Source organism: Stenotrophomonas sp. 10N36, from assembly GCF_056395005.1.
This window is the reverse complement of record NZ_JBFTIS010000028.1, coordinates 19,751-30,952: the sequence shown is the minus strand read 5'-3', so window position 1 is coordinate 30,952 and position 11,202 is coordinate 19,751. Positions and strand designations below refer to the sequence as shown.

Genomic DNA, 11,202 nt, shown 5'->3' with positions numbered 1-11,202 from the left:
CCCGATCCCATCCCGAACTCGGAAGTGAAACGCAGCTGCGCCGATGGTAGTGTGGCTCAAGCCATGCGAGAGTAGGTCATCGCCAGGGTTTATACCCAAAAACCCCGTTGCTCACGCAACGGGGTTTTTTCTTTGTGCGTTTCCGGCCGGCGCCATTGCGGGCGCCACGCACCACGCGGCGTAGAGCCGACCGTTGGTCGGCTGCACATCGCGACGACGTTGCGGTGCATCTGGAATACCCCTGCCGAGCAACGCTCGGCCCTACCGGTAGAGCCGACCGTTGGTCGGCTGCACGTCGCAACGGCGTTGCGGTGTACGTGGAATACCCCTGCCGAGCAGCGCTCGACCCTACCGGTAGAGCCGACCGTTGGTCGGCTGCACGTCGCGACGACGTTGCGATGCACGTGGAATGCCCCTGCCGAGCAACGCTCGGCCCTACCGGTAGAGCCGACCGTTGGTCGGCTGCACGTCGTCGCCACGTCGACACGTCGTTACGGTGCACGCGAAATGCGTCTACCGAGCATGGCTCGGCTCTACCGCACCTTGCGGATCTCGAATGAAGACATACGAGCAGCCGACCAGCGGTCGGCTCTACCCGAGGGTGGCGCAGTGAAGCCGACCAACGGTCGGCTCTACCCGACAGTGTCGCGGTGACGGTCGGTCGCAGTGACGGTCACAGGCAAACAAAACGGCGCCCTCGCGGGCGCCGTTTTGTTGTGTCACCTGCTACCCGCGCCATGCGCGGGCCAAGCGGGATGAGGTGCTCAGGCCACGGCGGCAACGGCACGCCGTACCGGCGCTGCCGGCTGCGTGGTCTGTCCATGCCGGAACACCGCAACCGCTTCGCCCAGCTCGGCGGCCTGCTCTTCCAGCAGGCGTGCGGCGGCGCTGGCCTCTTCGACCAATGCCGCGTTCTGCTGGGTGGCATCGTCCATCTGCACGACCGTCTGGTTGACCTGGTCGATGCCACTGGCCTGTTCCTGCGACGCCAACGAGATCTCGGCCATGATGCCGCTGACCGCTGCCACACTGCCGACGATCTCGGCCATGGTCTTGCCGGCATCCTGCGCCAGGTGCGCGCCGTCGGCGACCTGCTCCACGGAGGCATCGATCAGGCCCTTGATCTCCTTGGCCGCCTCGGCCGAGCGCTGCGCCAGGGTGCGCACTTCGCTGGCCACCACCGCGAACCCGCGGCCCTGCTCACCTGCACGTGCTGCCTCGACCGCCGCGTTCAACGCCAGGATGTTGGTCTGGAACGCGATCCCGTCGATGACGCGGGTAATGTCGCCGATCCGCCGCGATGCGGTCTGGATCGCCTCCATGGTGGTGACCACCTGGCCAACCACCGCGCTGCCGCGGCCGGCCACGTCCTGTGCGCCCTGGGCCAGCGTGCTGGCCTGGCGCGCATGCTCGGCGTTCTGGCGGACGGTGGAGGTCAGCTCCTCCATCGAGGCGGCGGTCTCTTCCAGGTGCGCAGCCTGGCGCTCGGTGCGCTCGGACAGGTCACTGTTGCCGCTGGCGATCTCGCCCGCGGCCTGCGCGATCGCGCCGGTGCACTGCTGGATACGCTGCACCATGGCAGTGAGCTGTTCGGCGGTGGCATTGGCATCGCGTTGCATGGCGGCGAACGCACCCTCGAACTGGCCGTGCATGCGCTGGTCCAGGTCACCGCGGGCCAATGCCGCCAGCACGCGGCGCACCTCGCCCACGGTGCCGCCTACGCTCTGCAGCAGCTGGTTGATGCCGCCGGTGAGGCCGTCGAGGAAGCTCGCCGTGCCCTCGGCCGACGGCAGGCGCCGGTCCAGGTCGCCCTTGGCGGCCGCCGCGACGATGTCGGCCACGGCGGTTTCCAGCTGCAGCTCCGCGGTGCGGTCATGCCACTCCACGGCAAAGCCGAGACGCTCGCCATGGTCGTCGAACACCGGCGTCACCACCTGGGCGAAATGCACCGGGCCGATCCGCACGCGGCCGTGGTGCACCTGCTGCAGCGTGTTGAGGATGGCGCGGATGCGATCGGGATTCACATGGAAGCGGTGGATGCTGCTGCCCACCAGCGTGTCGACGTCGAAGTCGGGAAACGCCTCACGCAGGCTGGTCTGCTGGTTGCGCAACAACGTCACCACCGACCGGTTCACGTAGCGGATCACGTGGTCGTTGTCGGCGATCATCATCGCGGTACGCGAGACATCCAGCGCACGGTGGATCTGCGCGTCTTCGGTATGCACGGCGGCAGCCCGCTCTTGCTGGTCGGCCAGGGCACGCGCGGCGGCGTCGGCCTGCTGCAGATCGCGCTGCCAGCGCTGGGTCTGCCGGCGGGTACGCAGCGCAAGCACCGCCAGCAGCACAGCGGCCACGAGAATGGTCAACGACACCCCCCACTGCCGCTGCCACAGCGCCGTACCGCAGCCAGCGGCCAGCAGGAGCGCAGCGGCCACCGCAACGGTGCCGTCCAGGCGCTGCAGCAGTGCGGGCGGACGGGGCGCGCGGGAAGGGTCGGGTGGGCGCGGCGCAACAAGCGGAAGGGCAGACATGGCGACTCCGGGATTCAGAAGCAGGAACGGCCGGTCGCGCGCGGACGCGGACAGGCCAATGGCGCGCCGGTCACCGTCGATGCGGTGGGCGCTGCGGGGAAGACGAGGAGGGAAGAGGCCCGCATGCCGCGCGCGGTCGACAGCGACGCATCGACGGTGCGGAACACCGCCGGCATGGCCCGGTCCTGTGGGCGATGGCACGGCCAACACGGCATTGCGACGACCTTCCCTGAAGCCTTGGAGTGATGCGCGGCTTCGCGACGGCGGAGCAAGCGACGACACAGGCCGAACGAGCCGGGCTGCCTTACGGGTATCGGCCGGGCGGCGCGGAAGTTGAGTGCGTCAGGATGCCGCAGGGCGGCCGGCAGGCGCTGGCCGCGGCACCCCCGCGGCGCATGCGACCGATGGCGCCGCTGTCAGCCGGCAAGGAAGCCGGTGATCACCTCGGCCACCACCTGCGGATGCTCCATGTGAAGGTGATGGGTGCCGGCAAACACGGACAGCCGGCCATCGCGCAGCAGGCCGATGCGCTGGCTGCGCAGGGGTTCGGGGTAATACGACTGCGCAGGCGTGGCGTAGATCACCTGGGTCGGGCATTCAATGGCCGCCAGCAGGTTGTCGATCTGCGCTTCGCTGAGGCGCAACGCGGTGGGCAGCATCAGGCGCGGGTCGCTGCACCAGCTGTAGCCGCCCTCGACCGCTTTCACCCCGCGCTCAACCAGCAGCCGCGCGCAGGGCTCGCTGAGCTGGTTGGCCATCATGCGCGCGCGGATCGGCGCGGCCAGGTCGGCAAACACCCGCAGGTTCCTGCCCGGCAGCGCACGGGCGGCGCGCACGTGGTCGCGCAGGCGCTGCGCGGTTTCATCTTCGGGACCGCGCAGGCCACCGAGTGCTTCGATCGCCACCAGGCGCTCGACCCGCTCCGGCGCGGCGGCGGCAGTGAGGCTGGCGATGCCGGCGCCCATCGAATGGCCGAGCAGGGTGAAACGGTCCCAGCCCAGCGCATCGGCGACGTCCAGCACGTGGCAGATCGCGCCGGGCGTGTTGTATTGGGTTCCCGGCGGCAGGTGCGCGCTGTGGCCGTGCCCGGGCAGGTCCAGGGCAACCAGGTCCAGTGCCGGCAGCTGCGCAGCCAGCGGCACGAAGCTGGCCGCGTTGTCGAGCCAGCCGTGCAGGGCCAGCACCCGCATGCCCCCGCGCTGTGGCGCGCGCAGTCCCGCAGCGTGCACGCCCTGCACCTCCAACGTGAAGGGCTGCAAGGTCATGCGAGCGCGGCGATGCTCAGCCGCGACAACGCCAGGGCGTGTTCGGGCGCCGCATTGAGGCAGGGGATGTAGCGCATCTGCGCGCCGCGCGCGGCGAGGGTTTCGGTGAAGCCCAGTGCCACTTCCTCCAGGGTCTCCAGGCAGTCGGTGGCGAACCCGGGGCAGACCACGTCGATGCGGCGCACGCCGCTTTCGGCCATGGCCCACATCGTGGGTTCGGCATACGGCTGCAGCCACTTCTCGCGGCCGAAACGGGACTGGTAGGTCAGCTGCCAGGCGTCGTCGGGCAGCCCCAGCGCATCGGCGATGGCGCGGGCGCTCGCTTCGCAGCGCTGCGGGTACGGATCGCCCGCGTCGGCCAGGCGTTGCGGGATGCCGTGGAACGAAAACACCAGTTTTTCGCCGCGACCGTGCTGCTGCCAGGCCTGTTGGATGCTGCCGGCCACGGCCGCCACCCAGTCCGGGTCCACTGCGTAATCGCGCACCAGGGTGACGGTGACGGCCGGGTGGTGCGGCTGCCACGCGCGCACCTGGTCTTCAATGGAGGCGGTGGTGGTGGTGGAATACTGCGGATACAACGGCAGCACCACGATCCGGCGCATGCCCTCGGCAGCCAGCCGGTCCAGCTCGGCGGTCAGTGCCGGTGCGCCGTAGCGCATCGCATGGCGCACCCGCACGTTGGGCATCAACGCCTGCATGGCCTGCGCCAGCTGGCGCGTGTAGACCATCAGCGGGGAGCCGTCGGGCAGCCACACCTGGGCGTACTTGGCCGCCGAGCGACCGCTGCGCAGGGGCAGGATAAGCCCGTACAGCAAGGGTTTCCACAGGATCGGCGGGATCGCGACCACGCGCGGATCGCTGAGGAATTCAGCCAGGTAGCGACGCACCGCCGGGGCGGTTGGCGTCTCGGGCGTGCCTAGATTGACCGCCAGCACGGCGGTGTCGGGTGCGTCGAGCATGGGCCCATTCTCGCAGGTCTGCGCGATTGGCGGGATGGATTCCACCCATCGTTGTCATGCATTCGGTATATCAATAGGCGGCGTCACTCATTGCGGATTCATCGCCGGGCTTCTAACGTCGGAAAGCGTATCGACCAATGGTCCTACCTACCGCTATCTTGTGTGATCGACTTCTGGAGCCCACCCATGCGCCGCCTCAGCCTTGTACTGCTGATCTCCGCCAGCCTGTTGCTGTCCACCCAGGCGATGGCCGGACCACAGGAAGACCAGCGCGCCCGCAATGCGGTGCGTGTGCTCAATGAAATCCAGAACATCCCCGAACAGGGCATCCCGGACAAGCTGCTGGACGAAGGCCGCGCGATTGTCGTCATTCCCGACACAATCAAGGCCGGTCTGGTGATCGGCGGACGCCGGGGCCATGGCCTGATGTCGGTGAAGAATGCCGATGGCAGCTGGTCCAACCCGGTGTTCGTGAAGCTCACCGGCGGCAGCATTGGCTTCCAGGCCGGCGTGCAGTCCTCGGACGTGGTGCTGGTGTTCCGCAACGACCGCAGCCTGGACAACCTCGTCAACGGCAAGTTCACCCTCGGCGCCGATGCCGGCGTTGCGGCCGGCCCGGTAGGGCGCAATGCGGCGGCGGCCACCGATGGCCAGCTGAAGGCCGAGATCTGGTCGTGGTCGCGTGCCCGCGGCCTGTTTGCCGGCGTTGCGCTGGACGGCGCGGTGCTGCAGATCGACGATGCCGCCAACCTGGACGCCTACGGCAGCAACACCACGCCGCGGATGGTGTTCGAGGGCCGCATGGGCGAGCCGCCGTCGATCGACGTGGTGGCCTTCCGCGACCGTCTGGAAGAGGCCACCTACACCGCCCGCGAAAAGCGTGGCACCGCCGGCAGCGGCCCGGCCCCGGCCGCGCGCCAGGCGGCCCCGGTCGCCGCGCCGGTGGCTGAACAGGCACCGGCGTCCGGTGCCACCACCGCTCCGCTGCAGCCGGCCCCGGCCCAGCCCGCGGCGCAACAGGGCTTCCAGGCCGTTGGCGAAGGTGAAGTACGCACGGAATCGCTGGACGGCAACTGACTTTCGTCACGCGCGCCGGCTAACACCCGGTGCGCTATGCTCAACCGTCTGATCACTACGTAACGCGAGCGGCTCATGGGCAGTTTCAGCATCTGGCATTGGTTGGTCGTGCTGGTCATCGTTCTGCTGGTGTTCGGCACCAAGAAGTTGACCAGCGGCGCCAAGGACCTTGGCAGCGCCGTCAAGGAATTCAAGAAGGGCATGCACGACGAGGACAAGCCGAAGGCGCAGCTCAACGACGCCTCGCGCCCGCAGGACTCGACGACGACGTCGCAGACCGAGCACGATCGCGACCCGCGCTGATCGGGACCGGCGGGCGTGTTCGATATCGGTTTCAGTGAACTGCTGGTCATCGCGGTCGTGGCCTTGGTCGTGCTCGGTCCCGAGCGCCTGCCCAAGGCCGCGCGCTTTGCCGGGCTGTGGGTGCGCCGTGCGCGGACCCAATGGGATTCGGTGAAGCAGGAACTGGAGCGGGAACTGCACGCCGATGAAATCAAGCGGCAGTTCCGCGACGTGCAGGCCTCCGTGCAGGACACCGAGGCACAGCTGCGCGCCAGTGGTGAAGCGGTGCGCCGCGAAGCCGAGCAGATGCGCCAGGACGTGGCCCGACACGGCGACGACGTGGCCGCTGCTGCTGACGAACCGGTGATGACCGGCCCCGCGCCCGGCTCGCCGGCGAGCGTGGCCCAGCACGTGGTGGCGGCCGATGCTGTCGAGGTGGACGAGCCGGTGCGTGATGCGATGGCCCCGCCCGGCATCGATGGCACCGCGCCCCGCGCGGCGGCGCCTGTCGAACCGGCGCCGGTCGGCGCGCCTCACCCCGACACCGCACAGAACGCGCCGCTGCCGCGCGACGAGCAGGCACCGCGATGAGTGAACACGAGTACCCGGAAAGCTCGCTGGTGGAACACCTGATCGAGCTGCGTGCGCGCCTGGTGCGCGCGATCGTCGGCCTGCTCGCGGTGCTGCTGGTGCTGCTGCCGTTCTCGCGCAAGATCTATACGTGGCTGGCCGAGCCGCTGATCTCGCAGCTGCCCAACGGGCAGACGATGATTGCGACCAACCCGGCCGGCGCCTTCTTCGCGCCGTTGAAGCTGACCTTCTTCGTGGCCCTGTTCGTGGCCGTGCCGTGGCTGCTGTACCAGCTGTGGTCGTTCGTGGCGCCCGGCCTGTATGCGCGCGAAAAACGCCTGGCGGTGCCGCTGCTGGCGTCTTCGGTGCTGCTGTTCTACCTGGGGTGCGCGTTCGCCTACTTCCTGGTGTTGCCGGCGGTCTTCCACTTCCTGACCACCTTCCGCCCCGAGGTGATTGCGATCACCCCGGATGCGAACGCCTACCTGGATTTCGTGCTGGCGATCTTCTTCGCCTTCGGCACCAGTTTCGAGCTGCCGGTGGCGATGGTGATCCTGGTGCTGCTGGGCTGGGTGTCGCCGCAGCAGTTCAAGGAAAGCCGCGGCTATGCGGTGGTGGGCATCTTCGTGGTGGCCGCGGTGTTGACGCCGCCGGACGTGGTGTCCCAGTTGCTTCTGGCGATCCCGATGTGCGTGCTGTACGAGCTGGGCATTCACGCGGCGCGGTGGCTGGTGCCGTCGTCGGTGGTGAAGCCGGCGGGGTAATCGGACGCGGTAGTCGGCCGATGTCCGCCGACGCACGGTTGCCCGGGCAACGGCAGCCGACCAACGGTCGGCTCTACCAACGCCCCGCACGCGGCGCGGTGGTGGGTGCCGTGAACAAAAACCTCGGCAGATGCCGGGGTTTTTTGTGGTCGATCAGGCGGCGAACACGTTGCCGGGGCCGCCGGGTACCGGCGGCGGGGTGCGGCCGCGGTGCGCGAACATCTGCTTCCAGGCGGCGTACACCGCGCCGACGTACAGCGGCATGATCACGGTGGTCATCGACAGCTGCATGACGAATGCGGCCGCTCCCATGCCGCCGAGCAGCAGGGCTACCTGCATCAGCACGAACACCAGGAAGTAGATGCACATCGCCGCGATCAGGCCCAGCACCATGAACACGGCCATGGCCGGGAAGTTCTCGATGCAGCCTTGCAGGCTCATGCGCAGCGCGTGCATGCCGCTCTGACGGTCGAACACCACCAGCGCCGGCTGCGCGAACATGGCCATGCTCAGCGCCACGAAGGTGGCGAAGGCGATCAGGATCCACAGCATGATGCGCTTGACCGGCACGTTGGCCATCAGCGCCAGGGTCTCTTCGTTACTGAGCTGCTTGCCGGACTGCTGCAGTTCCTGCGCGCGGTGCAGCAGGTCGTTGAAGGCGCTGAAGCCTTCGCTGCCGATCAACGCAAACAGCAGCGTGCCCAGCGCGATGATGGCGATCAGTTGGATCGCCAGCGGCACCAGCAGGTGCGTGACGCGACGGTCACGGATGGGCTGCAGCAGGTGGGTCGGCAGGCCGGGACGGCCCTGGTCGATCTCGCTGACGGCCCACAGCATGCCGCCGAACATCAGCGGGCCCACCGCCAGCGACAGCAGCTGCACCATCAGCCCCAGCCAGCCCGGCAGCAGCTGGGCCAGCAGCAGGATCAGCGAGGTGGTCAGCATCCACACCACGCCGATCACGGCCAGTTGCATCGGTGCGCGGGCATACAGGGAAAACGCGTCCAGCAGCCATTGGGCGCCGGCCGAGGCGGGCAGCTTGCGAATCTCGCTCATACCATTCCGGAAGCAGGGGGAAGGGGCGCAGCCGCCCCGAATCCGTTCGATTATCCCTGTTTTCCGAGCGCGCCACCTGAAGGCCGGGCAGCAACGCCGGGACGCTGCGTCGCAGTGCCCGGCACGCGGCTCAGGCGTTGCGGGCCTGGCGCACGAAACGGCGCAGCAGCTGCCGCGCCAACGGCGCCGCGCTGACCCCGCGCGCCACGCTGCGGGCGCAGCCACCGTGGCTGCGGATGCACTCGGCGCGGGCGCGCACGTAGCCGCGCATGTGGTGGGTGGCGAACTCCGGGTGGAACTGCACGCCCCAGGCCTGGCGGCCGAAACGGAAGGCGTGGCAGTTGTCCTGCGCCGAGCGCGCCAGGATCGACGCGCCCTCCGGTGCGCGCAGCACGGTTTGCATGTGGGTGGCGTGGGCCGGGAAGCGCTCGGGCAGCCCGGCGAACAGCGGGTCGCTGCTGGCCGACGGGTCCAGGGCCAGCTCGATGGTGCCGGACTCGCGGCCGGCCGGGTTGTAGGCCACCTCGCCGCCCAGCGCGTGCGCCAGCAGCTGGTGGCCGTAGCAGATGCCAAATACCGGGCGGTCGTCGTGGACCACGCCGCGCAGCCACTGCGCGCTGCGCTCGCTCCAGTCGGCGCGGTCGGTGACGTAGGCGGCCGAGCCGGTGACGATCACCCCGGCGAAGTGGCGGTGGTCGGGCAGGGCGCCGCCATGTTCGACGTCCACCACCACCGTTTCGTCGGCGTCCAGCCCGGCCGCCACGCGGATCCAATGCGGAAAGCGCCCGTAACGACGCAGCGAGGCGACGGGTTGGCCGGTTTCAAGAATCAGGAACGGGGCGGAATTCATCCGGGGGCGGCAGCACTGACAGGACTTCCTCGATTGTAGTCAGCCCTGCGGCCACCTTTTCAAGTCCCGCGCGGCGCAGGGTTCGCACCCCTTCAGCACGCGCGGCACGGTTGAAAGCGGCCAGATCCATGTCCGCGCGGATCAGGCTGCGCAGGCGCGAACCCAATGGCAGCAACTCATACAGCCCCACCCGGCCCATGTAACCGGTGCGCCGGCAGTCGATGCAACCGGCCGGTGCATATGGCGTGGGTGACTCAGGTAATGCTTCATCGGCATCAGCCAGCACCGCCCATTGGGCCGCGCTGAGCGGGCGCGGCACCTTGCAGTTGGGGCACAGGGTGCGCACCAGGCGTTGGGCCAGGATGCCGTTGAGGGTGGAGGCCAGCAGGTAGTGCGGCACGCCCAGGTCGAGCAGGCGGGTGATCGCCGAGGGCGCGTCGTTGGTGTGCAGGGTGGACAGCACCAGGTGCCCGGTGAGCGAGGCCTGCACCGCCATCTGCGCCGTTTCCAGGTCGCGGATTTCGCCGATCATGATGATGTCCGGGTCCTGCCGCAGCAGGGTGCGCACGCCGCTGGCGAAATCCAGGTCGATGTTGGTCTGCACCTGCATCTGGTTGAATTCCGGCGCGATCATCTCGATCGGGTCTTCCACCGTGCAGACGTTGACGTCCGGGGTGGCCAGGCGCTTGAGCGTGGAATACAGGGTGGTGGTCTTGCCCGAGCCGGTGGGGCCGGTGACCAGCACGATGCCGTGCGGGCGCTCGACCAGGGCGGTCCAGCCGGCCGCTTCCTGTGGGCTGAAGCCGAGCTGGTCGATGCTCTTGAAGGCCGCATCCGGGTCGAAGATGCGCATCACGCACTTCTCGCCGAACGCGGTGGGCATGGTGGACAGGCGCATTTCGACCTCGCGGCCGCCCGGCGAGCGGGTCTTGATGCGGCCGTCCTGCGGGCGCCGACGCTCGGCCAGGTCCATGCGCCCAAGCACCTTGATGCGGCTGACCACGGCGGTCATCACCGCTGGCGGCACTTCGAACACCTTGTGCAGCACCCCGTCGATCCGGAAGCGCATGCGGCCCATGTCGCGGCGCGGTTCCAGGTGGATGTCCGAGGCGCGTTGTTCGTAGGCGTACTGCAGCAGCCAGTCGACGATGTGCACGATGTGCTGGTCGTCGGCGTTGACGTCGCCGGCGCGGCCCAGTTCCACCAGCTGTTCGAAGCTGGGCAGGGTGCCGTTGGTTTCGCCGCGCACGTCGCCGCGCGCGCCGCGCACCGAGCGGGTGACTCCGAAGAACTCCATGGTGTAGCGGTGCAGGTCGAGCGGGTTGACCATCGCCAGCTCGATGCGGCGCCGGGTCAGGTGCTGCAGGTCGCGCAGCCATTCCTGCACCAGCGGCTCGCTGGTGGCCACCAGCAGGCGCTCGCTGTCCACCGCCAGCGGCAGGAAGCGGTGGCGGCGTGCGTAGGCATGGGACACCACGGCGGTCACCGAGGCCACGTCCACGCGGGTCGGGTCGATGCGCAGGTAGCGGGTGCCGGTCCGGTCGGCCAGCCATTCGGTCAGCCTTTCCAGGCCCAGCTCGCCGCCGCCGGTGGCCGCCAGCTTCAGGTTGGCCAGCAGCACCAGCGGATGGACCTCACTGGCGTTGCGCGCGCCCTGGGCCGAGAACCGGATGCGCTCCAGATCGACCTCGGCCACCAGGCCATCGGCCACCAGCGCGGCGGCCACCTGGTCGAAGCCGAGCCGACCGGGCGGCAACGGCACCGGCGCGGCCGGCCCCGGGCCTGCGGCAGGGGCGAAAGGTACCGGTGGGCGCTGATCCATCCGCCAAAGTCCTCGAAGCGCGCCAG

At 69.0% G+C, this 11,202-nt stretch carries 11 protein-coding genes and 1 rRNA gene; 5 read left to right on the top strand and 7 right to left on the bottom strand.

Annotated elements, in window-relative coordinates; all coding sequences use genetic code 11:
• Window positions 1-88, top strand: a 5S ribosomal RNA gene (rrf, locus tag AC1DCJ_RS19175); the annotation flags it as partial.
• A 676-nt stretch (window positions 89-764) separates the two neighbouring features.
• On the opposite strand, the gene AC1DCJ_RS19170 is transcribed toward rrf, so the two are convergent.
• The 4 genes from AC1DCJ_RS19170 to hemH form a co-directional block, all read right to left on the bottom strand.
• A complete protein-coding gene (locus AC1DCJ_RS19170; RefSeq protein ID WP_478071689.1) occupies window positions 765-2,531 on the bottom strand; it encodes a methyl-accepting chemotaxis protein in 1,767 nt (588 codons plus the stop codon).
• Between the two features lie 14 nt (window positions 2,532-2,545).
• Window positions 2,546-2,707 (bottom strand): hypothetical protein, encoded by a 162-nt coding sequence (locus AC1DCJ_RS19165; protein ID WP_478071688.1) that lies wholly within the window; start codon window positions 2,705-2,707, stop codon window positions 2,546-2,548.
• Window positions 2,708-2,947: 240 nt separating this feature from the next.
• On the bottom strand, window positions 2,948-3,796 hold the full coding sequence (locus AC1DCJ_RS19160; RefSeq protein WP_478071687.1) for an alpha/beta fold hydrolase: 849 nt from the start codon (window positions 3,794-3,796) through the stop codon (window positions 2,948-2,950).
• Window positions 3,793-4,755 carry a ferrochelatase gene (hemH, locus tag AC1DCJ_RS19155; RefSeq protein WP_141058836.1) on the bottom strand — a complete coding sequence of 321 codons (963 nt, stop codon included), beginning with the start codon at window positions 4,753-4,755 and terminating at the stop codon, window positions 3,793-3,795. The genes AC1DCJ_RS19160 and hemH overlap by 4 nt, the downstream gene beginning before the upstream one ends.
• Before the next feature lie 186 nt (window positions 4,756-4,941).
• Between hemH and AC1DCJ_RS19150 the strand changes: the two genes are divergently transcribed.
• From AC1DCJ_RS19150 to tatC, 4 genes are all read left to right on the top strand, one after another.
• Window positions 4,942-5,832, top strand: coding sequence for a lipid-binding SYLF domain-containing protein (locus tag AC1DCJ_RS19150; protein WP_137190831.1), 891 nt, complete (start codon window positions 4,942-4,944; stop codon window positions 5,830-5,832).
• Window positions 5,833-5,907: 75 nt separating this feature from the next.
• Window positions 5,908-6,135: a Sec-independent protein translocase subunit TatA gene (gene tatA / locus AC1DCJ_RS19145; RefSeq protein ID WP_038685414.1), complete on the top strand. Its 228-nt coding sequence runs from the start codon at window positions 5,908-5,910 to the stop codon at window positions 6,133-6,135.
• A gap of 15 nt (window positions 6,136-6,150) precedes the next feature.
• Window positions 6,151-6,705, top strand: coding sequence for a Sec-independent protein translocase protein TatB (gene tatB / locus AC1DCJ_RS19140; RefSeq protein WP_141058838.1), 555 nt, complete (start codon window positions 6,151-6,153; stop codon window positions 6,703-6,705).
• Window positions 6,702-7,448, top strand: a complete 747-nt coding sequence (tatC, locus tag AC1DCJ_RS19135; protein WP_038685419.1) for a twin-arginine translocase subunit TatC — start codon at window positions 6,702-6,704, stop codon at window positions 7,446-7,448. Before tatB ends, tatC begins: the two co-directional genes overlap by 4 nt.
• 153 nt (window positions 7,449-7,601) lie before the next feature.
• Here the strand turns inward: tatC and AC1DCJ_RS19130 are convergent, their stop codons facing one another.
• The 3 genes from AC1DCJ_RS19130 to AC1DCJ_RS19120 all read right to left on the bottom strand — a co-directional run bounded on the left by AC1DCJ_RS19130 (window position 7,602) and on the right by AC1DCJ_RS19120 (window position 11,176).
• Window positions 7,602-8,504, bottom strand: coding sequence for a BPSS1780 family membrane protein (locus AC1DCJ_RS19130; protein ID WP_038685421.1), 903 nt, complete (start codon window positions 8,502-8,504; stop codon window positions 7,602-7,604).
• 130 nt (window positions 8,505-8,634) lie between these two features.
• On the bottom strand, window positions 8,635-9,354 hold the full coding sequence (locus AC1DCJ_RS19125; RefSeq protein WP_038685423.1) for a glutamine amidotransferase: 720 nt from the start codon (window positions 9,352-9,354) through the stop codon (window positions 8,635-8,637).
• The gene (locus AC1DCJ_RS19120) at window positions 9,326-11,176 is read right to left on the bottom strand and encodes a GspE/PulE family protein (protein WP_137190829.1); all 1,851 of its coding nucleotides are present in this window, start codon (window positions 11,174-11,176) and stop codon (window positions 9,326-9,328) included. The genes AC1DCJ_RS19125 and AC1DCJ_RS19120 overlap by 29 nt, the downstream gene beginning before the upstream one ends.
• Window positions 11,177-11,202: the final 26 nt, after the last annotated feature.